The following is a 23,140-nucleotide window of genomic DNA, read 5'->3' on the forward strand; positions in this document are numbered from 1 at the left end:
TAGAAAATCCTAATTCGCAAAAAAGCGATTTCTATTTTTTACGTATATAAAACACCTTCAAATCTATGATTTGGGTGTTTCACAAGTAAGTACTTTAATGGATTAACTGCGTTGTTCCAGATAAAAACCACTACTGCAAATAGAAAATCCTAAATCGCAAAAAAGCGATTTCTATTTTTACGTATATAAAACACCTTCAAATCTATGATTTGGGCGTTTTATATACGTAAAAAATCCGCACTTACGTACGGATTTTCTGCTTGATGTGGGTCATACTGGATTCGAACCAGTGACTTCCACGTTGTCGACGTGACACTCTGAACCAACTGAGTTAATGACCCTTTATATTGTAATCAAATTTATGGCTTATTTCAGCCTAAATAAATATTGGGATGCGCTACTGCACATCTTGGAATTTTTGTTTTAAAAAAAGACTAAAGGTTAATTTCATATCATTTTTTAAAACAAAAATTCCGATTTGAAATATCAAATCGGAATTGAAATTGATGTGGGCGCGAAGGGATTCGAACCCCTGACCCCTTGGGTGTAAACCAAGTGCTCTGAACCAACTGAGCTACGCGCCCTATTATTTGGACTGCAAATATAGTCTAGTTTTTAATATCTCAAAACATTTTTTATAAAAATTTTAAATTATTTCTGCGACCACAAAAGAACTACCACCAACATAAATTAAATCTTGTTTATTAGCCTTTGATTTTGCGCTAGTTAAAGCATCAGCCACACTATTATGTGTACTCCCGAGTAACTGATTTATTTTGAATTTATTTTTTAAAATTTCTGCATCTAGACCTCTTTGCACATTTGGTTTGCAAAAATAATAGGTGGCATCAATAGGAAGTAAGGGAATTATGGTGTCTAAATCTTTGTCATTAACAACACCAAAAACGATATGAAGTTGATTGAAAGACTCTTGTTTTAATTGATTCATAGCATAAGTTAACCCCTCTTTATTATGTGCTGTATCACATACAATTTTTGGTGCCGTTCCTAATAGTTGCCACCGACCTTTTAAACCCGTGTTTTTAGTTACATGCAAAAGCCCGTTTTTTAAAGCCTTTTCAGAAATTTTAAATTCTAATGTTCTTAAAACATGTACCGACTGTACTACAGTTTTTTTATTATGAATTTGGTACGCTCCTTTTAAATCACTGTCAGGAGTTATATCTATAATCTGATCAGCAAAATAGATCTCTGATTGGGTTTGTTCTGCTTTTGTTTTAAAAACAGTTTCAGTCTCAGCTTGTGTTTCACCAATAACTACAGGAATATGTTCTTTGATGATTCCGGCTTTCTCTACGGCTATTTTTTCTAAGGTATCACCTAACATTTGCGTATGATCGAAACCAATATTAGTGATTATAGATAATTCTGGTATAATAATATTTGTTGAATCTAATCGACCACCTAATCCTACTTCAATAATAGCGATATCAACCTTCTGTTTCGCAAAATAATCGAAAGCCATACCTACTGTCATTTCAAAGAATGATAAGCTATTGGCCTCTAAAAATGATTTATTTCGTTTAATAAAATTAATAACAGTTTGCTCGCTTATGACCTCACCGTTTATTCGAATGCGTTCTCTAAAATCTTTTAAATGTGGAGACGTATATAAACCGACTTTATAACCGGCTTCTTGTAAAATAGACGCAAGCATATGACTTGTAGACCCTTTACCATTTGTACCACCAACATGAATAGACTTAAAACCGTCTTCAGGATGGTTTAAATGCTTCGCTAATTTAATTGTGTTTGTTAAATCCTTTTTAAAAGCTGAGTTGCCTTTATTTTGATACATTGGAAGTTGTTGAAACATCCAATTCACAGTATCTTGATAGTTCATTCTATTGACCTAAAGTAAAGTTGATACTAACAAAGCCAATTTGCTCAATAGGAGCTTCAGAGTCTGGTGGCCATTTAAACGTTAATGCAGTTTGTTTTGCAGCTTCAAATAAACAACTTGTTCCAGTTGTCCCCTTCTTTCCAGGATATGCATTTGTAACTATACCTCGTTGATTAACCCTTACCTCTACGACAACAATACCTGTTTCTTGACAGTCAGGAACAACTTTTTGATTTGTTGGTTTACCTCTACCATTTAAGCCATAACCAACACCTCCCTTTCCTGTACCTGGAATACCATCATAAGGAGCATAAATATTACCTTCTTTATGTCCTTTATTTCCACCTTGACTATCTGGTCCTTCACCTCCATCAGTATCACCTTCAGCATTCTTTATACCTCCAAAAAGATTATCGACTTGTTTCTTTTTTGCTTCTTCTTCTTGACGTTTCTTTTCTTCAGCTTCACGCTTTTCACGTTCAATTTTTTCTGCTGCTGCTTTCGCCTCGGCTTCAGCTTTCGCTTCTGCTGCCTTTAATTTGGCCTCAGCTTCTTTTTGTTTTTTAATGGCAATGGCTTCAGCATTATCTTGCGTCATTACCTCTTCTGCCTTTGTTGCTTCCGCAGCAGGTGCAACTTGGGCTTCTTCAGGCTGAACTTCTTCAACCACATCTTCTTCTACAACTTTATCTTCAACCGCTTGCTTAGGTTCACTTAATGGTTTGTTCCCACTTCCAAAATCTGTAGTTCCAAAGTTGACAGCAACACCATATTCTTCAGGTGGATCCATATATTGAGGGCCAACAACAAACAATAGCAAAAGCAGTATCAAAGCAATGAGTACTGTGATTTTTGCTGAATTACGTTCGTGTTTGGTCTCTAAATATTTCATTTGTTTTATATAAACTTATGAGATTCTTTTATCGTTGGTTTCAAAAATGATACCATTTATTTCGGCTGTACTGCCAAAATTACTTTAAACTTATTACGGTTTGCGATATCCATAACCTTCACTACATTTTCTACAGGAACAGATTTTTCTGCTCTTAATACTATTGTAGGTGATTCTTGTGAAGACATTACAGATATTAATTGTGTTTCTAAAACACTTTCGCCTACACGTTTCTGGTCAATATAATAGGTCAAGTCTTTTTTGATACTAACGGCAATTGACTTTTTGTTTTCTGTTTTACCACTTGCTTTTGGTAAAAGAATATCAATAGCATTTGTAGTTACTAAAGTTGACGCAATCATAAAAAAGATTAATAACAAGAAGACAATATCGGTCATAGACGCCATATTGAATTCTGGTGTTACTTTATTTCGTCCTCTAATGTTCATATTAGATAGGTTCGTTTAGGTGATCTAAAAATTCAACAGAGTTAGCTTCCATTTGGTAAACAACTTTATTGGTTTTAACTACAATATGGTTATAAGCAACATAAGCAATAATACCAACTATAAGTCCACCTACAGTTGTTGTCATGGCTGTATATAAACCACTCGCTAACACATCCATTTGAATGGTTCCGCCAGCATTTGCCAATTCGAAAATTGAAATAATCATACCAACTACAGTTCCTAAGAAACCAATCATTGGTGCGACTCCAGAAATAGTTGCTAAAACACTAACATTCTTTTCTAAACTATAGACTTCTAATCGACCTGCGTTTTCTATTGCGGTATTGATATCTTCTAAAGGTTTTCCTATTCTAGTGATTCCTTTTGCAATTAACCGAGATACTGGTGAGTTTTGCTGTGCACATAACATTTGAGCAGAATCTACTTTACCATTACTAACATGGTCTTTAATTTGATTCATAAAGTTTGAATCGACCTTAGACGCTGCTTTAATGGCGAAAATACGCTCGAAATAAATAAATGTAGCTACAATTAAAAGTAGGAATAAGATGATTATAATCACCATTCCTGATGTTCCTCCACTTGTAATTAATTCTATTATGGATAAAGTCTTTTCTACTGATTCTCCATCAGCTAAAGTCTCTACTTCATCTTGAATAGCACTTAATGATATCATATTCTAAAAATTGAAATTATTTTTAACTATTTGTATAACGTCTTATTTTTAACAAAAGTATGCAATTTAAAATATAGTTCTGGTAAACATAAAGACTACGGCTCCTGATAAAAACCCTAACAGGGCTAACCATGATATTTTTTTTAAATACCAGAAGAAATCTATTTTTTCCATTCCCATAGCAACGACACCTGCTGCAGAACCAATTATTAACATGCTACCTCCTGTACCTGCAGAATAAGCAATAAAATGCCACAGCTCATTATCAGTTGGCTCCGTAAACATTCCTAAACTTGCCGCAACGAGTGGCACATTATCAATAACCGCAGAACCAACACCGAGTAATAATACAACTAAGTCGGAAATTCCTTCGTGATGTAACTCTGTACCTAACATTGGCATGGTATCTTGAAGTGTACCTGCAAAACCAAATAAAATACCCAAGGATTCAAGTGCTGCTACAGCCATTAAAATTCCTAAGAAAAACAATATACTTGGCAATTCTATTTTTGATAATGAATAATGCACAGGACTGTGGTGAGCACTAGCGTCACTTTCTGCAGAATCGTGATTAGATATGCTAAATTTTGAGTTACTATATATTTCTGCAAAAATAGCAACAACAGCCAAAGCCAACATCATACCTACATAAGGTGGTAAATGTGTTAGGGTTTTAAAAACAGGAACAGACACAATACCTCCAAGTCCTAAATACAACATAGTAGCACTAAATTTACTTTTGGGCCTGTCTGTTTTGTTCTGAGTTGTTTCAATATTTCCTTTAAAAGCGGGTAATAACGACGCTACAAATGTTGGCACTACCATACAAACTAATGATGGTAAAAATAAATACACAAACAAATGTCCTGTAGTTACTTTTTCACCTATCCAGAGCATCGTAGTGGTGACATCACCGATTGGCGACCAAGCTCCACCTGCATTCGCTGCAATAATAATTAAACCTGCATACCAAATTCGAGTATTTTTATTGTTTATTATTTTTTGCAAAATTGATATCAATACAATGGTTGCGGTAAGATTGTCAATTATAGCAGAAAGAAAAAATGCTAAGAAGCCAAATATCCAAAGAATTTTCTTTTTACTTTTTGTTTTTATAAAGCCTTTAATCGTTGAAAACCCATCGAAATAATCAATGATTTCAACAATAGTCATAGCTCCTATTAAGAACACTAATATTTCGGATGTTTTACCTAAATGATGGAGTAATGTTTCTTCCATCATGTGCATTTTCTCGTCTTTCGGAAGTAAACCAAACGTATCTATTAAACTATGCTTTGCCGAATCAAACCATTGCGTAAAATCATTAATTCCAAATGATATTAAAGCCCAACTGACAGCCATCATCACTAAGGCTGGAATTAATTTATCTATTTTTAGATTGTGTTCTAAGGTAATGGCCAAATAACCAATAACAAACACCAGTATTATTACTGTTTCCATATTTTAATTATAACCATCTAAATAATTAGATTAGTTGTCTAAGCGCGATCTCAAAAGCAGTTTCGCTAATATTTGTTTGTTTCGGATTATTTTTATGTACTTCTTTCAAAGCTTTTCTGATGACTTTAGAGGTGTCTTTAAAAATAGCTTCATCTGTCATTTGCACTTTGCGCTCCATAAAGTAAGCGAAAACTCTCGCCATGCCACAGTTTGAAATAAAGTCTGGAATTAAACTGATTTTTTGATCTGTGTACTCCATTATTGGCCCAAAGAATATTTCTTTGTCAGCAAAAGGGACGTTAGCACCACAAGTTATAACTTCTAAACCTGTGTTTATCATTTCATCTATTTGCCCCTGAGTAACTAATCTTGACGCTGCACAAGGAGCAAAAACCTCCGCTTGTAACGACCAAATTTGTTTATTAATATCTTTAAATGGTATGAGATTTTCAGCAACTAATGTGTTACCATTTTTTGCAAGGTATAAGTCATTAATTTCGTTAAAGGAAAACCCTTCTTCATTAATTAATCCTCCATCTCTATCAATAATACCTACAATTTTAGCGCCCATTTGAGCAAAATAAAAGGCTGCTGCTGCTCCTACATTTCCAAAACCTTGAACTATAACACGTTTTCCTTTTATGGAGTCGCTTTTAATATCATAAAAATGTTTTGCAGCTATAGCAACACCAAAGCCAGTGATCATATCGGCAACGGTGTATTTTCTATGAACCCCTGGAGAGTATTTTGGGTTTTCAATTACTTTAATTACACCATGTCTTAACTGACCAATCCTGTTAATTTTATCTGCTTGCGTGGGTTTAAAATGCCCTTCAAAAACACCTTCTTGTGGATGCCAAACACCACTTTGTTCAGTAATAGGAATGACTTCGTGAATTTCATCTACATTTAAATCCCCGCCTGTTCCGTAGTAACTTTTAAGTAGTGGAGATACGGCAGCATACCAACGTTGTAATACGCCTTTTTTTCTCGGGTCTTGTGGATCGAAATTAATTCCAGATTTTGCTCCACCAATTGCTGGTCCAGATACCGTGAACTTCACCTCCATTGTTTTGGCAAGTGAAAGTACTTCGTTTTTATCTAAGCCTTTGCGCATACGTGTTCCACCACCTGCTGCACCTCCTCTTAATGAGTTGATAACCGTCCAACCCTCAGCTTCAGTTTCTGAGTCATTCCAATGAAATACAATTTCCGGCTCCTTGTTTTCGAACTTGTGAAGTAATTCTTTTATCAATTTAAATCGCTTTAATTAATGGTCACAAATATAAAAAACAATCGATGTGAAAAGCTTATTTAAATTTAATTTTTCGGAATTAATAGTTTTCCAGAAGAGTGGTTTTGTTTTGCTCCAGTTACACTCTTTAAGCAATTAACCTCATTCCTTTCTTTTAACACTCCTAGTAATCCAAAAATTAATGCTTCCTTAAACTCTACAATGTCGTTTTTAGGAATTATTATCTGAGATTTAGAAAACCATTGAATTTTATGCATTAAAAACTCATTGAAAACACCACCTCCTGTCACCAAAACTTTAGAACCTTGTTCTTGCAACACTTTTGAAATCTGAATAGCAATGTGCTCTATAAAGGTTCTTAAAATATCATGTGTTTGAAGATTAAAATCGTCAATTAATGGAAATACATTGCGGTCAACCCACTCTAAGCCTAAAGATTTTGGAGGTATTTTATTATAAAACGGAAGTTCATTTAATTGACATAATAAATCTTCATTAAGTCTTCCCGTGGAGGCCAATTCACCTTTATCATCATAATCAAGTCCTAGTTTTGAAACATAATGATTTAAAACAATATTTACGGGACAAATATCATACGCGATTCTTTCGTTTTTAGATTCGAAAGAAATATTAGCAAAACCACCTAAATTAAGACAATAGTCGTAATCACTAAATAACAAACGATCTCCAATTGGCACTAACGGAGCACCTTGACCTCCATAGTCCACATCCTGAACTCTAAAGTCGCAAATTACTTTTTTGTTCAGCATATCAGACAACACTTGTTGATTTCCAATCTGATAAGTTAAGCCTTCGTCCGGTCGGTGTAAAGCTGTATGACCATGCGAAGCAATAAAATCTAAATCCTTTATATGGTGTGTTTCTATAAATTGTACAATTACCTTAGCTAGATATTGAGAATACTCCAAATCAATAGCTTTTAAGTGTTCCATGGATTGCGTTACCAAGCTGCTTAATTGGGTTTTCCAATACAGTGGATACGTCATAGTTTCCGCATTATGAATTTTAAAATCCCAAGTATCATCTACTCTGAAAGTCGCATAAATAAGATCTATGCCGTCTAATGAAGTTCCGGACATTACTCCAATAATATTATAAGTCATTTTTGCCATAAAAAGTAAAAATAATAATCCTTATTAAAAATAATGCAATAAAAAACTATCTTTGTATCAAATTTTTAAGAATTCAATAATTATATAACTTATGGACTTTAACTTAACAGAAGAACATTTAATGATTCGTGATGCAGCACGAGATTTTGCACAAACAGAATTACTTCCTGGTGTTATAGAGCGCGATAATGCTCAAACTTTTCCTGAAAGCTTAGTTCGTAAGATGGGAGAATTAGGATTTTTAGGTATTATGGTAGATCCTAAATATGGCGGAAGTGGTATGGATGCGATTTCTTATGTCCTTATTATGGAAGAATTATCTAAAGTAGATGCGTCTGCTTCTGTTATGGTTTCTGTTAACAATTCTTTGGTTTGTTATGGTTTAGAAGCTTATGGAAGTGAAGCACAAAAAGAAAAATACCTATCAAAATTAGCAACAGGCGAATGTATTGGAGCGTTTTGTTTAAGCGAACCTGAAGCTGGAAGTGATGCTACATCTCAGAAAACAACAGCGATAGACAAAGGCGACCACTACGTTTTAAACGGAACAAAAAACTGGATTACCAATGGTGGACGTGCAGAAGTTTATTTAGTTATTGCGCAAACTGACAAGCATAAAGGATCTCATGGAATTAATGCGTTTATTGTTGAAAAAGGCATGCCTGGCTTTGATATTGGTCCAAAAGAAGATAAATTAGGCATTAGAGGAAGTGATACACATACTTTACAATTTAATGATGTAAAAGTCCCTAAAGAAAACAGAATTGGTGATGATGGATTTGGATTTAGATTTGCTATGAAAACACTATCTGGTGGCCGAATTGGTATTGCTGCCCAAGCATTAGGTATTGCGGCAGGTGCATATGAATTAGCTCTGAAATACTCTAAAGAACGCAAAGCCTTTGGCACTGAAATTTGTAACCACCAAGCTATCGCCTTTAAATTAGCAGACATGCATACTGAAATTGAAGCCGCTCGTATGTTGGTCATGAAAGCCGCTTGGGATAAAGACCAAGGAAACAACTACGACATGTCTAGTGCTATGGCAAAATTATATGCGAGTAAAGTTGCGATGGAACATACCGTTGAAGCAGTACAAATACACGGTGGAAATGGGTTTGTAAAAGAATACCATGTAGAACGTTTAATGCGTGATGCAAAAATCACTCAGATTTATGAAGGTACAACTGAGATACAAAAAATTGTAATTTCTAGAGGAATTATAAAAGATTAGTATCATTTACTTTTTGAATACAACCCATCAATTAATTTTGATGGGTTTTTTTGTGTTTTTTCTTTTATTCTAATCAATGGTAATTTTTTTTTATATTTAGTCTATTCAATCCTATTTCTAGAACTCCCTATTTTATAAATGACTTTGAAACTATAATCTCATTTATGGCTTTCTATTATAAAAATATAGTTAAATCTTGCTTTATGCTATTTATAGCGATTGCTTTTGCTGTAGTAGTCAACGCGCAAGAGTCTGTAAATGAAAAGCCTTTCTCTTTTAATAGTTTAACAATTAATGACGGTTTATCTCAAAGTAGTGTTATTAGTATTGCACAAGACAGTATTGGATACTTATGGTTGGCCACACAAGATGGTTTAAATAAATACAATGGTCGAAGTTTTAAACACTACGATAAACAATTTGAAGATATCACAAGACCAACATTTAGCCGGTTAGGTAAAATTTATATCGATAAACAAAATCAATTGTGGATTATCACAAACTCTGGTAAATTAGAACGCTACAATTCAAAAACGGATGATTTTAAATCCATAGAACGATTTAAAAATGTTAGTGCCATATTTCAAGATGAAAGTTTAAATATTTTTGTTGGGACTTACGGAGAAGGCTTGTTTAAAATTGATTATAAAACGAAAGACACCCTTCAGATTTTTGACTTAAAAGACAAGGCTAAAACCGTCTACGATTTTACTGAAACCAGCACGTCGTTATTCGTTACAACTTCGGGATCTGTTTTTGAATTTGAGACAAACAAACCCTATAAATCTCTTCAGGTAAATACACACAACAATGCTAACTTTAGCAGCATAGTAAAAGACAAAAATGGAAACGCTTGGTTAGGCTCTTTTGGTCAAGGTTTATATTTTAAAGACAAAAACAAATCATCATTTGAAAAATATGAGCATTCAGATTTACCAGCAGATTTAAATATTGAAGACCTACTTATCGATTCTAAAAATAGATTATGGATTGCCACTTATGGTAATGGTGCGTATGTTTTAAATAATAACATCCTTAAAAATTTTAAAGCAAATAAAAACAACCCATTTGCCATGCAGTATAACGATGTACTGTGTTTATATAAAGATGTAACAGATATCATATGGTTGGGAACTGATGGCGCTGGTGCAAATTATTTTGATGAGCATCTTATTAAATTTAATGTTCTTACTAACAACCAAGTTCCTAAAACTGTTAATGTCGATGTGGTAAGAAGCATAAGTACAGATAAAGATGACAATTTATGGGTTGGCACGTCTGGAAAAGGGCTTACTTACATCAATTTTACAACTAACGATTATAAAACATTTACCACTAAAAATTCTGGGCTGTCTAGTAATAGAATAATTAGCTTAGCACAAAGCGACAACACCTTATGGATTGGGCATCAAGGATTTGGTCTTAACATTAAAGATGCTGCAGGACAGTATACATCGTTCCCTGAAATTTCAAACTTTACCATATGGCGAATTGTAAGAGAAAACAATACACAGAGTTGGTTGTGTACAGAGCAAAATGGTCTTGTTTTATTTGATATACACAAAGGGATTATAGAACAATACAACATAAGCAATTCGCTATTAACTACTAACGATATTAAAACAGTTGTTAAAGGAGATTCAACCGACTTGTGGATAGGTAGTGAGAATAATGGGCTCTATAAATTAAACACAAAAACGAATCAAATTATTAATATCGCAACGACCAATAGTAAAATAAAATCCCTGTATTTTAAAGACCATATACTTTGGGTTGGTACTAATGGAAAAGGTTTAAAAAAATATAACACCATTGATAAAACATTGAAAACATTTGATAAAACAGATGGATTACCTAACAATGTTATTTACGGAATACTACCAGATAACGATGACAATTTATGGCTAAGCACCAATTATGGTATTAGTAAATTCACGTATAAAAACGATAATAAATTTAAAAACTACAGTAAGGACGATGGTTTACAATCTTTAGAGTTTAATACTGGTGCGTACTATACAGACACTAATGGCATTCTCTATTTTGGTGGACTTGAGGGTTTAAATTGGCTTAACCCTAATCAAATAACCTTTAATACCATTAAGCCTAAAACAATCATTACAAAATTTGAAGTTTATTCTAAAGAACAAGCTCTTGAACAAAATAAAGCGTACGAATTCAATAAAAACACAGTAACTTTCACGTTTTCTAGTTTACATTTTTCGCAACCTTCAAGAAACTTATACAAGTATCAATTAGAAAATTATGACACCCAATGGATTGAAGCCGAAAATAATAACACAGCACACTACACCAACCTTCCTCCCAACGACTACACCTTTAAAGTTATATCTAGTAATTACGATGGAGTCTGGAATACCATACCTGCAACCTATTCCTTTACAATAAAGCAACCATGGTATTTAAGTAAAATTGCCATAATTGGTTATATTCTTCTATTTATAATTAGCAGTTATCTTTTGTACACGTATTTAAAATGGCGTTGGCACATTAAAATGCAATTGCAATACAAAAACAAGGAAACCGAACGATTAAAAAAATTAGATGAATTTAAAACGCGTATATATACTAACATTTCTCACGAATTTAGAACTCCTTTAACCTTAATTTCTGGACCTGTAGATAAGCAACTATCTAAACCAAATATTTCCAAAGAAGACAAAAAGGAACTCACATTAGTTCAAAACAATGCCAAACGTCTATTAAATTTAGTAAATCAGATGTTAGATTTATCTAAGCTAGAATCTGGAAATTTAAAATTATCGGTTTCAAAGGGTAACCTTAATGCACTTCTAAAACAAATCACATCTGCTTTTGAGTTTAAAGCAAACGAAAAACAAATTAATTTCACCTACACCATTCTACCTATTAAAGAGGCTTGGTATGATAGAGATGTTATTGAAAAAATAACATCGAACCTCTTGTCTAATGCCATAAAATACACACCAAAAAATGGCAAAATTCATTTTGAAACTGTTGAAAAGAATGGACAAATTATAATTACAGTCATTAATAATGGCAATACCATTTCTAACAGAGAACTAAGTAAGCTATTTCAGCGCTATTACCAAGATAATAAAAACACTGATGGTATGGGAATAGGATTGTCATTGGTAAAAGAATTAGCCATTTTATCTCATGGTAATATTGTGGCACACACCATGAATGCCGATGAAATTCAATTTACACTAACCTTACCAATAGAACGATCTTTTTATAGCAGTTCTGAAATAACTGACGAAAAATTAATAATAGAGCAAACCGACGTTGATGATAAGTCTCAAATCGAAAAATCCTTTAAAACATCATCGAAACCAAAGGATAACCCTATTCTACTCATCGTAGAAGATGATAAAGACATAAGAGAATTTGTAAGTTCTATTTTCAATGAATCCTACACAATTATTGAAGCATCAAATGGCGAAATTGGTATTAAGAAAGCTATTAAGCACATCCCAGACATTATTATAAGTGACCTAATGATGCCAAAAGTTGATGGTATAGAGCTCTGTAACACACTAAAAAGTGATGAGAAAACAAGCCATATTCCAATCATCATATTAACGGCAAAAAGTGGAGACAAAAATGAAATTAAAGGGTTAAAAACAGGAGCAGACGACTATGTGGTAAAACCATTTAATAGAGAAAAGCTTAAAATTCGGGTCGATAAACTAATAGAATTACGTCAACAACTACAAAAACGCTATAGTAATAGTTTAGAGTTGAAAGATGTGTCTACAACATCTGTTGAAAAGGAATTTATCTCTAAATTAAAATCAGTTTTAAAAGAACATATTACCAATCCAGATTTTAATTCAGAACAACTGAGTAAAAAAATGATGTTAAGTAGAATGCAACTACACCGTAAACTAAAAGCATTAACAGGATTAACAACTACGCAACTCATCAGAAACGAGCGATTAAAAATTGCGGTATTATTATTAAAAGAATCTGATCTTACTATTTCAGAAATCGCATACCACATTGGTTATAATACACCTTCCTATTTTATCAAACATTTTAAAGCCGTGTACAACAGTACACCTTCAGAGTATCTTACAAAGCACTAATAACAAGCATTTTGGGCGAAATGTTACATAAGTGTAATAGATTGTTACATAAGTGATATCCTTTGTTGCGCATTTCAAATAGTTTTACATCAAGCTAATTAAAAGTTGAATACTAAGGTATTAATCTTGCTAAACATCCTCTTCTAAAACAACTTAACTAATGCAAAACAACAAGGATATAAAAGTGGCATCAAAGAATGAGGAGCACATTTATTTAAGTATAGATCACTTAAAGGATGGTAGTTATACTCTAGATATCATATTAGATGATAAAGTTATTAAGTCTATAACAATAAGAAAATAAACAGGTGTTAGCAACCTATTAAAGAGGCTATTAATCAGTTGAGAAAGGAAGTAACAATATACGTGGAGTTAGCGTTGCTTCCTTTTCTTTTAAAAACAAGTATCTACAGTAACAAATAAGTTATTAAATCTATAAAAATGAAAACTATTTTCAATTACCCTAAATACAGTGCAGTGATATTATCACTAATCTGTTTCGGATGTAAAATTGATAAACATCCGATTATAGACATCTCTACGCAGCAGATGGAGATACAAACCGTAGATTCTATTCCATCGGGTTGGAACACCTTTAAATACAAAAACCTATCTAACGAAACACACTTTATTGTTTTTGAGAAATATCCAGTAGGAAAAGGTATAGACGATTCAAGAGCAGAAGTATTACCTGTTTTTGATGAAGGCATGACCTTATTCAACGAAGGAAAAACAGACGAAGGACTAGCCGCTTTTGGGAAGTTACCAGCATGGTTTTATGAAGTCGCATTTACAGGAGGTCTCGGCTTTACCTCACCTAACACAACCTCTGAGTCCACCATATATTTTGAACCCGGAAACTACCTAATGGAATGTTATGTAAAAATGCCCAACGGTAAGTTTCATTCTGTTATGGGAATGCTTAAAGAAATCCGGATAACCGAACAAAAAAGGAAACTAAAAGAACCAAAACCCACAATTAATTTAAGCATTTCTAGTGATAAGGGCATTATAAGTAATGACACTTATAAAGTAGGTGAGCAAGTCATTGGAGTCACATTTTTAGATCAAAAAGCTCATGAGCATTTTTTAGGGCACGACGTCCATTTAGTTAAACTAAGCAATGAAGCTAAGCTCGAAGAATTAGACTATTGGGTGAATTGGCTAAATCCAAAAGGATTGGTTACACCATCACCAAAAGGCGTTACGTTTTTGGGTGGCATGCAAGAAATGAATAAAGACAACACAGGTTATTTTAATGTCAACCTTACACCTGGGAACTATGCGTTGATTGCCGAAGTGCCAGAACCAACCAAAAAAAATATGCTTAAACGATTTACAGTAAAATAATATTGAAAATTAGCAATAAGTAATTTTAAATGTAATGATAATTCAAAGTTTACAAAAACCAATTTACCAAACACTATAACAATCAAATAAAAAAAATAAATCACATGGAATCAACAAAAACAAAGACAGCCACATCAGAAGGCAAAACTATAGCTATCATAGCCTATCTCACTATAATTGGTCTCATCATCGCTTTTCTAATGAACAATGACCAAAAAGATGCCTTTGTCAAATATCATATCAACCAATCTTTAGGTTTAGCATTGACAGGCTTAGGGTTAGGTATTATTGGAATCATACCGATTATAGGTTGGCTCATTAACATCATAGGCATTTTCATTTTACTGTATATGTGGATTATGGGATTAATAAATGCTATAAATGATAAGAAAAAACCCGTACCTCTTTTAGGAAAGAAATATGAAGTGTGGTTTAAAAATATCTAAACATATTAAAATCTAAAAATTATGAAACGGAAACATATCATATTAATACTAGTAGCGCTTTTTATAGGTACGCCTACAAATGCGCAACTGCTCAAAAAGTTAAAGAAGAAAGCCGAACAAGCGGCAGAGCGCACTATTCTGAAAAAAACGGATCAGATTGTGACTAAAAAAACTGAAAAAACAATTGATGATGCCACAACAAAAAAGAGCAAAACTAAAACAGAAAAAAGTACAGATACAGAAGCAACACCTGCAAATTCGGCTTTAAATAAACATACTCAAGAAAAAACTGAATTTTACAAAGATGATTTAGAAATTAAATTACTAGAGAACGGCACCTTGAACCAAACCCAGTATTTTGATGCCGACGAAGTTGCAGTACGACTGGAACAAGATGATATGCCAAAACCAGGGTATATAGATAGTGAAGGTTTTATGTATACGTACAAAGATGGCGAATACACCAAATCATCATTGATAGCCTTGCAAAGCCAAGGCATGATGGTGCCTACAATGCTTCTAAATGCCTATAAATTACCACCAGAACCATTTATGGCGCAATTTCAAAAGCAAACCGATAAAGGAATCACCGCAAATCCTTTCAATGGCATTGTAGAATTTGCCTTTATATACCAACCTGAAGATTTTAGATTCGAAGACTTTAAAGAAACCACACAGACACTAAGAGGTGAAACTTATACGAAGTTTGAATTCCTTAACGAGCCTGGCTATGAAGGTAGTTATGTACTTTTTGATGATACCAATCGACTTGTTGAAATTTATACTAAAGTAAATAATTCACAACAAAATTTTGAGATTGGAGACATGCCACGTGAAAACGGTGAAAGTGCATTGATCTATAATTACACACCAGTAACGGTTGCGTTGCCCCAAGCGAGAGAAGTGCGTGCACAAGGTCAAGGCCTTATGGAAGGTGTAATGGGAAATATTGTAAAAGGAGGTAATCAGCCTAAGGGTGATATTGATAACGATGATTATGACACTAGCGATTCAAAAGGACAAGTAAAGTCAGTAAAAAAGGCTTTAAAAAATCACAAAGTTACAGCTGAAATGCTACCCGATACTTACGACTTTGATTACATCTATAAAACCACAATGGTACAAAACTCCAAAAAGTCTGACGCTATGGATATGAACTTTCTAATTAATACCAAGACGGCAAATTATAATGGAGCTGAATATATATTCAATGATAAAAATTCTGAAGGAAATTCAATTATGATATTTGATTTAGACCTTCAAGCCATGATTATGCTGATGAATTATGGTACTCAAAAAATGTTACAAATACATCCCATACCAGAAGTTAAAAATCATAAAAACGAGGTAGATTTTACGATAAAAGAACTACCGTCTAAATCGATTTTAGGGTATAAGTGCATGGGACTTCAAATAGAAAATGACAAGTACATTCTTAAAGCATATCATGCCAAAAACGCTCCAATAACATTAAGTAATTTCTTTGGTTTTAGTGGTAATAAAGCTTCAAAAGGACTTGAGTTCCCAAATATGGATCCTAAATTCATACAACAGTTTGAAAACAGTCTAATTATGGAAATGCAATATGAGGACAAAAAAAGGAAAAAAAACAATTTTGTCATTACCGCAAAATCTCTTGAAAAGCAACCCTATAATATTAAAACGAAGGAATACCAAAGTTTAAATATGTTTTCTGGATCTAAACTCCTTAACAAAAATTAAAAACACATTTAAGAAACAACCTTTTATTATGAAAAAAACACATCTATTAGTAACAGTATCACTTATTTATTTAAGCAGTTCAATAGTATTATCGGCACAATCAGAAACAAAAATAGGAGCCTTTTTCGCTTACGGTACCGAAATTGAAAATATTGGAATTGGGGCAAATGCTGAGTTTCCAATAGCGGATAAATTAACAATTTCACCTTCATTTATTTACTATTTACCAAAAGACGAAAGCGGTATTAAAATAAATTGGTTTGAAATTAACGCCAATGCTAATTACTATTTTCTAGATGAAGATAGTATTGGTGTATATGGATTTGCTGGTCTTAACTACTCAAGTATTAAAGTAAAGTACGATGACGCTTTTGGGTTTTTAGGAGATTTTTCTTCTAGTGATGGTCGTTTAGGTCTCAACTTAGGTGCTGGTGCAAATTTTGATATTGGTAGCAACATAACCCCATTTGCAGAATTAAAATATGTCATCATTGATGGCGGACAACTAGTGATTGCTGCTGGAGTAAAATTTAATTTATAAAAAATGCAAAAAACAACTACATACATACCAATGAAAACACTAAAAGTGCGTCCACTATGGATTATTATTGTTTTGGCTTTTATCGCCTGTAGTAGCAATGATGACAACACTGAAGAAACTGAAGAACAAAGAAGCACATATATTAATTACAGTGTAACTGGTAACTAAGTAAATAACACTTTTAATATTGTAGTTAAAAATACTAACAATACTAATATCATGGCCTCTGCGAATATATATCCTGAAAGCGATTCAGAAACCTTAAAAGCTGCTGGTATTTCATATTTAGATTATTCACAATTGATAGGTGTTGCCTTAAGTCTTCCTGCAAGAACGGGTTTAGTAGAAGTGCGAGATGAACATCCAACGTTTGATATCGGATTTATGCAAAATCTATTTCCGTAAATGTTTTAGAAACCGAACACAATGATATATACGTAAGTTATATAAAAGGAAATTTTACAGGTAATGCCGTATATAAAAATACGGACGATGGAGGGGTTGTTGAAGAAATTCATATCGTCGATGGCGATTTTGAATATTATGTCCCGTATTAGTAAGTGACTACAGATACAAACCACGACCAGTAACAATTCGACTATCCTTAAAATAAAATACTTAAAAAAAACAAATTATGATTTCAAAACTATTAAAACCACTAATTATTATCGCACTAACATTACATCTAACAAACTGTAGTAGCGATGACAACACAAATGACCAAGATAATAATTATGCCACTTCTTATGCTGAATTTACTATAACCGGACCTTCAACTTCTGGAGATTATGATTTTAGAGATGTAAGCAACGATGATGAATTTAATACTATAGGTTACTCTTATACTACAGATGATGATCCAGATTTAACCGATGATGAAATTCAAGTTTATATCGGTAAATCGTTTACGGAATCGCATTTTTTCTTGGTGGCACCACCTGAAATAGGAAGTCTCACGGTTAACTATCAAGATAGTTATTCGGTTGATATCATATTAGATACTCTAGAAGATAACTTTTACGCTAAAGAGGTCACTGTAAATATTACTGAACTAGAAATAAACAATCATACCGTCACACATTGCAAAGGTACATTTTCAGGAAGTTTCTATAGGAATAACTTGGTGGAATCTAATGTGCATCAAATAAATGGTGATTTTGAAATTAACAATTAAAATATACTCTCAAATCCTATTCATCATTATGATGATTATTTAAACCTATTAATCAAAAACATATAAATTATGAAAACTTTAAAACTTACATTTTTTTTCACTTTAATTAGTATGATTGGCTTTTCACAAGCCGTTCATACCGTAGATAACCGAGACCAAGCTGGTGGTCAATTCACAGATTTACAAGCAGCCATTGATGCTGCTAGTGCAGGTGATATTATACAGGTCCATCCTTCCTCTGATAGTTACGGAGATATTACCATTGACAAAATGCTTACTATAATGGGGCTTGGTCATAATCCTGCCAATACTAATGGGGAAGTCTCCACAATAAGATATATTACTTTTATTAATAATTCGGCAGGATCGATAATTAAAGGCTTGTCAATTTCACGTATTTTATGCGGTAATTCTACAATTAGCCCAGACCATGATAACATGCATATTATCAATAATCATTTTAGTTCCTCTGTTCAAGGTTCAACTACCGATAACCTGAGTGACGGTTGGGTAATTGAAGGCAATTATTTTTCAAATACCTCTACCAATATAAATTCACAAAATGGTACAGATGACTGGGAAGTAAAGAATAATTTTTTTAAAGGTAATGTTCAGTGGTTAAATAACACGAGCATAGTAACTAACAATATTTTTATTACCACATATGCATCAGAAACATTTTTTTCTAATTGCAGTAGTCCCTTAGTAAATAATAACATATTCATAGCTACTGATAATTTAACAGAAATCGGTATCCACAACTCTACAATTACCTTTGTTAATAATATGACTTATAGCTATTATGGTTCTACGATTGCACCGCTTCCAGGAAGTAATAACTTAAATAATACAAATCCTTTGTTTGAAGATGCGACGTTAGAATCCGTAACTGATTTCTATAGTAGTAACTATGACTTAGCTAGCGGATCACCGGGAATTAACGCTGGTAGTGACGGTACAGACATTGGTCTTTTTGGAAATAACTTTCCGTTTGACCCTAATGGAAGACCTAACCTAACACCATACCCAGAAAGTATCACCATTACAAATAGTGTTGTTGCTCCAGGACAAACACTAAACGTAGACTTTACAGCAACACAAAAACAATAGTCATGAAACATATTATACTCATCCTGATTTGCACTATAGGCGCATTTTGTAATGGCTGGAGCCAGATTACTGATGCCGAATATTTTATAGACCTAGATCCTGGTGTTGGAAATGCCAATGAATTAGCAATTACTACTGGTAATACTATAAATTCAAACTTTAGTATACCAACCATTGGATTAAGCAATGGACTGCATGTACTCCATATCCGAGTTAAAGGTACCAACGATATATGGAGTTTGTATTATCGTGATTATTTTTACATACATACTACAGCATCTCCTCCCGTAGGCTCAAATTTAAGTGAAGCTGAATACTTTATCGATACCGATCCAGGAGTTGGTAATGGTACTTCTTTATCTATTACACCAGATCAAACGCTCAACGACACCTTTAACATTTCAACTGTCGGTCTCGATAATGGTTTACATGTATTACATATTCGTGTAAAAGATTTAGACCACAATTGGAGTTTGTTTTACAGAGATTACTTTTATATTCAAACCATTTCTAATGTAGTGTCATCACCTATAACAGCTGCAGAATACTTTTTTGATATAGATCCAGGAATTGGTAATGGCGTATCAATTCCGATAACTGCAGGTTTTACAATTAATGAAACTTTAGCCATACCTGTTCCTGAAGATATGACCGATGGTAATCATTATTTATATCTTAGAGTAAAGAATATGGATAATAACTGGTCTACTTACATATTTGAGCTCTTTAATGTAGATAGTAGTCTATCTGTAGCGGATTTAGACGACACTAACTTTAAGGTTTTTCCTAACCCAACACATAGAGTATTAAATATTCAAATTGACGCAGATGTAAATTATTCATTACAACTGTTTAATATGCATGGAAAAAAACTCATTCAAACAACAACCAATAGTAGACTTGAAAAAATAGACTTTTCAAAGTATTCGAAAGGGATTTATTTACTCCATATAATAGAACAGAATACTAACAAACGTTCTATTGCTAAAATTATTAAATCATAGAATAAAAGTGTTAGTATCGTTTCAAAAAGAAGCTTCGTTATCGAAGCTTTTTTTATGTCATTGAGTGGAAAATGGTATAGCTCATGTATTACTATTATTAACCTAGAAAAATAAATTATTCTGATTTTAATTCTTGAAGGACCAATCGTAATTCACCATAAGAATATTTATCATCTATTTGATGTTTTAAATCTGAAAGATTGTCAAAAGTGAGCGTTGGGATAATGTCTTTTAATTCTTTATAATGTGTTGAAGACATTAAATCCGTAATTTTCACTTCACCTGAAGCAATAAAATCCGCTAGATGTCCAAATATTGTATTAGAATTTAATTCGCGTTCTAAAGCAATTTGGTCTATTGATTTTCCGGCTTTAAATAAGTCTAAAGATAATTTCCTGGTATTGGGTTTTCTTTTTTTAGGTTTTACGTCTTCAAAAACTGAAACCTCATTGGAGAACTCAATATCATTATCATCGCAATAAGCTTTAATCACTTGTAATATTTCCACTCCGTATTTTTTCACTCTAGTTTTTCCCATACCATGAATCTCTAGAAGTTCTTTAGTATTGCTTGGTAAAGTTTCACACATCGCATAAAGTGATTTTTGACTGAATATTTGATAATGAATTAAATCTTCTCTATTGGCAATATCGTTTCTTAGTTCTCGCAATAATTCAAATAACTCCACATTAGTTGTTCCATCTACTACAGATTGACGTGTTTTTTTAGGTTTGTCTTTTGCTAAGAATACCGACTTTGCACGTAAGGCCAAAAATTCATGTGTATTGAACCCCTGTTTTAAGCCTTCAAAATAAGATAATTTAGCCTCTAGCAATTCTTCTAAAGTATCTAATTGTTTATCCATATCTTTTTTAACGGCTTTATTATCGGTAGTGAAATTTAAATGTTGTAGTTGAGTTTCTATAATTGTTTTAGTTTGGTCTTTAAAATAGTCTAATGCTTTTTTAAAACGTTCTTGAACTACAGCGCTAGACTCTGGTGTTTCATCATGAGCTACCATAGTTTTTAACTGTGATTTAAACCCATTACTTATTTTAAGTAAATTGGTAACACTATCTTTAATAGTAATTAATGGAACATCCACAACACCTTCAATACTTCCTCTGTTTTTATAATAAATATCTAAGATGCGATTTACAGGAAACAAAAATTTATAAAAATTGAAGATTTCTGAAATTAAGTCGAGTTGAAAATTTCGCTTAGATTCTAATAGAACCGTATCATTAGGTTGATTGGCTTCCGCATTCTTATTAAACTCAATCACATTATGATCGCTAATAATTTGGTTCGCCTCAATTTTGCTTTTAAGCACCAAGCCTTCTAAAGATTTACAACGACTTAACGCTACATAAGTCTGTCCGTGGGCAAAAGCTCCTTGTGCATCAATTATGGCTTTTTCAAACGTTAAGCCCTGACTTTTATGAATAGTAATAGACCACGCCAAGCGCAATGGGATTTGGGCGTAACTACCTATCTTATCTTCAGATATGGCTTTGGTTTCGCCATCGACCGTATATTTTATGTTCTCCCAAGTCTCTAATTTAGTCGTAATGTTAAAGTCATCTTCAGGACAGTGTACGATAACTTCATCTTTTTCTAATAAAAGAACTTTACCTATTTTTCCATTAAAATAACGCTTCTCTGGCGAACTATCATTTTTAATAAACATGACTTGAGCTCCAACTTTTAATTTCAATTCATCCTTATTAGGATACGAATGCTCAGGAAAGTTACCTTGAACTTTCGCTTTGTATGTTCGTTCTGCCGTATCTAATTTTTCAAGTTTTAACTGATTAGTTTGTCTTGCTTTGTTATTATGAGTTGTTAATGAAATGTAACCTTCGTCGTCTTTGGGTTCAAAATCTGGTAGGTAACGTTTATTTAATTCTTCTGCTAACGCTACACTTAAGTTGTTATTTCGAATTTCATTCAAAATATTAATAAATAAAGGATTTTCCTGTCTATAAATATGTTTAAGTTCTACAGTAATTGGTTTACTATTTTGATAAGCTATACTGCTAAAAAAGAATGCATTTTTATAAAACGGTTGTAACAACCTCCATTCATGATCTTTTATTACTGGAGATAATTGTTGTAAATCACCAATCATTAACAATTGTACACCACCAAATACTTCATTTCTATTTTTGTAGCGTCTAAGCGTCTTATCAATACCATCGAGTAGATCTGCTCTAACCATACTAATCTCATCTATGACTAATAAATCTAAGGATTTAATGATGTTAATTTTAGTCTTACTAAATTTTCTTTTGAAACCAGATGATGCCATATCAGCATTAGGTAAAATAGGACCAAAAGGCATTTGAAAAAAAGAATGAATAGTAACTCCTTTGGCATTAATAGCGGCTACACCAGTTGGTGCTACAACGACCATTCGTTTATTGGCTTCTCGTTTTAATTTATGTAGAAACGTGGTTTTTCCGGTACCCGCTTTTCCTGTTAAGAAAATATTTCTATTGGTATTAATTACGAAGTTCCAAGCTAAATCTAATTCTCTATTATGTTCCATATTCGGTTTACAGACTAAACCCTGAAGATACTAAAAACATAAATTAAATAAACTAGTAAAGTATATAAAAACAAAAAACCCTTACTAGATATCTAGTAAGGGTTTTCAAAAAAGGCGGCGACCTACTCTTCCACAGTAAAGCAGTACCATCGGCGCAAACGGGCTT

Annotated in this window: 20 protein-coding genes and 2 tRNA genes; 12 read left to right on the forward strand and 10 right to left on the reverse strand. The window is 33.0% G+C overall.

Translation table 11 applies throughout. The features are described 5' to 3' along the window. Window positions 1–266: 266 nt before the first annotated feature. From K1X16_RS15525 to K1X16_RS15565, 9 genes are all read right to left on the reverse strand, one after another. Window positions 267–341, reverse strand: a tRNA-Val gene (locus tag K1X16_RS15525). A gap of 168 nt (window positions 342–509) precedes the next feature. After that, window positions 510–584, reverse strand: a tRNA-Val gene (locus tag K1X16_RS15530). A gap of 62 nt (window positions 585–646) precedes the next feature. After that, window positions 647–1,864 carry a bifunctional folylpolyglutamate synthase/dihydrofolate synthase gene (locus K1X16_RS15535; RefSeq protein ID WP_225037044.1) on the reverse strand — a complete coding sequence of 406 codons (1,218 nt, stop codon included), beginning with the start codon at window positions 1,862–1,864 and terminating at the stop codon, window positions 647–649. Window position 1,865: 1 nt separating this feature from the next. Next, window positions 1,866–2,756, reverse strand: coding sequence for an energy transducer TonB (locus K1X16_RS15540; protein WP_225037045.1), 891 nt, complete (start codon window positions 2,754–2,756; stop codon window positions 1,866–1,868). A gap of 56 nt (window positions 2,757–2,812) precedes the next feature. Then, the gene (locus tag K1X16_RS15545; RefSeq protein WP_195871571.1) at window positions 2,813–3,205 is read right to left on the reverse strand and encodes an ExbD/TolR family protein; all 393 of its coding nucleotides are present in this window, start codon (window positions 3,203–3,205) and stop codon (window positions 2,813–2,815) included. A 1-nt stretch (window position 3,206) separates the two neighbouring features. Beyond that, complete coding sequence (locus K1X16_RS15550; protein WP_195871570.1) at window positions 3,207–3,902, reverse strand: MotA/TolQ/ExbB proton channel family protein; 696 nt, start codon at window positions 3,900–3,902, stop codon at window positions 3,207–3,209. A 66-nt stretch (window positions 3,903–3,968) separates the two neighbouring features. Then, window positions 3,969–5,363, reverse strand: a complete 1,395-nt coding sequence (nhaD, locus tag K1X16_RS15555) for a sodium:proton antiporter NhaD (protein WP_225037046.1) — start codon at window positions 5,361–5,363, stop codon at window positions 3,969–3,971. Window positions 5,364–5,388: 25 nt separating this feature from the next. After that, window positions 5,389–6,615: a Glu/Leu/Phe/Val dehydrogenase dimerization domain-containing protein gene (locus tag K1X16_RS15560; protein ID WP_225037059.1), complete on the reverse strand. Its 1,227-nt coding sequence runs from the start codon at window positions 6,613–6,615 to the stop codon at window positions 5,389–5,391. Window positions 6,616–6,683: 68 nt separating this feature from the next. Next, window positions 6,684–7,742, reverse strand: coding sequence for an anhydro-N-acetylmuramic acid kinase (locus K1X16_RS15565; RefSeq protein ID WP_317196441.1), 1,059 nt, complete (start codon window positions 7,740–7,742; stop codon window positions 6,684–6,686). 100 nt (window positions 7,743–7,842) lie between these two features. Here K1X16_RS15565 and K1X16_RS15570 point away from each other — a divergent pair, with 100 nt between their 5' ends. The 12 genes from K1X16_RS15570 to K1X16_RS15625 all read left to right on the forward strand — a co-directional run bounded on the left by K1X16_RS15570 (window position 7,843) and on the right by K1X16_RS15625 (window position 20,423). After that, window positions 7,843–8,985 carry an acyl-CoA dehydrogenase gene (locus tag K1X16_RS15570; protein ID WP_195871567.1) on the forward strand — a complete coding sequence of 381 codons (1,143 nt, stop codon included), beginning with the start codon at window positions 7,843–7,845 and terminating at the stop codon, window positions 8,983–8,985. Between the two features lie 203 nt (window positions 8,986–9,188). Further along, on the forward strand, window positions 9,189–13,076 hold the full coding sequence (locus tag K1X16_RS15575; protein ID WP_225037048.1) for a hybrid sensor histidine kinase/response regulator transcription factor: 3,888 nt from the start codon (window positions 9,189–9,191) through the stop codon (window positions 13,074–13,076). A gap of 160 nt (window positions 13,077–13,236) precedes the next feature. Beyond that, window positions 13,237–13,380: a hypothetical protein gene (locus tag K1X16_RS15580; RefSeq protein ID WP_195871565.1), complete on the forward strand. Its 144-nt coding sequence runs from the start codon at window positions 13,237–13,239 to the stop codon at window positions 13,378–13,380. A 137-nt stretch (window positions 13,381–13,517) separates the two neighbouring features. Then, window positions 13,518–14,426 (forward strand): hypothetical protein, encoded by a 909-nt coding sequence (locus K1X16_RS15585; protein WP_225037049.1) that lies wholly within the window; start codon window positions 13,518–13,520, stop codon window positions 14,424–14,426. Between the two features lie 104 nt (window positions 14,427–14,530). Further along, a complete protein-coding gene (locus K1X16_RS15590; RefSeq protein ID WP_225037050.1) occupies window positions 14,531–14,872 on the forward strand; it encodes a hypothetical protein in 342 nt (113 codons plus the stop codon). Window positions 14,873–14,893: 21 nt separating this feature from the next. Then, a complete protein-coding gene (locus K1X16_RS15595) occupies window positions 14,894–16,594 on the forward strand; it encodes a hypothetical protein (RefSeq protein ID WP_225037051.1) in 1,701 nt (566 codons plus the stop codon). A 28-nt stretch (window positions 16,595–16,622) separates the two neighbouring features. Then, window positions 16,623–17,135: an outer membrane beta-barrel protein gene (locus K1X16_RS15600; protein WP_225037052.1), complete on the forward strand. Its 513-nt coding sequence runs from the start codon at window positions 16,623–16,625 to the stop codon at window positions 17,133–17,135. A gap of 3 nt (window positions 17,136–17,138) precedes the next feature. Beyond that, window positions 17,139–17,303: a hypothetical protein gene (locus K1X16_RS15605; protein WP_225037053.1), complete on the forward strand. Its 165-nt coding sequence runs from the start codon at window positions 17,139–17,141 to the stop codon at window positions 17,301–17,303. Between the two features lie 51 nt (window positions 17,304–17,354). Then, window positions 17,355–17,540, forward strand: a complete 186-nt coding sequence (locus K1X16_RS15610; RefSeq protein ID WP_225037054.1) for a hypothetical protein — start codon at window positions 17,355–17,357, stop codon at window positions 17,538–17,540. 229 nt (window positions 17,541–17,769) lie between these two features. Further along, on the forward strand, window positions 17,770–18,309 hold the full coding sequence (locus K1X16_RS15615) for a hypothetical protein (RefSeq protein ID WP_225037055.1): 540 nt from the start codon (window positions 17,770–17,772) through the stop codon (window positions 18,307–18,309). Window positions 18,310–18,378: 69 nt separating this feature from the next. Beyond that, a complete protein-coding gene (locus tag K1X16_RS15620; protein WP_195871558.1) occupies window positions 18,379–19,419 on the forward strand; it encodes a hypothetical protein in 1,041 nt (346 codons plus the stop codon). A gap of 2 nt (window positions 19,420–19,421) precedes the next feature. Further along, the gene (locus K1X16_RS15625; RefSeq protein WP_225037056.1) at window positions 19,422–20,423 is read left to right on the forward strand and encodes a T9SS type A sorting domain-containing protein; all 1,002 of its coding nucleotides are present in this window, start codon (window positions 19,422–19,424) and stop codon (window positions 20,421–20,423) included. 115 nt (window positions 20,424–20,538) lie between these two features. On the opposite strand, the gene K1X16_RS15630 is transcribed toward K1X16_RS15625, so the two are convergent. Beyond that, the gene (locus K1X16_RS15630; protein WP_225037057.1) at window positions 20,539–22,974 is read right to left on the reverse strand and encodes a helix-turn-helix domain-containing protein; all 2,436 of its coding nucleotides are present in this window, start codon (window positions 22,972–22,974) and stop codon (window positions 20,539–20,541) included. Between the last annotated feature and the right edge of the window lie 166 nt (window positions 22,975–23,140).

The sequence above is a fragment of the Winogradskyella sp. SM1960 genome (genome assembly GCF_020179375.1).
Classification (GTDB): Bacteria; Bacteroidota; Bacteroidia; order Flavobacteriales; family Flavobacteriaceae; genus Winogradskyella; species Winogradskyella marina.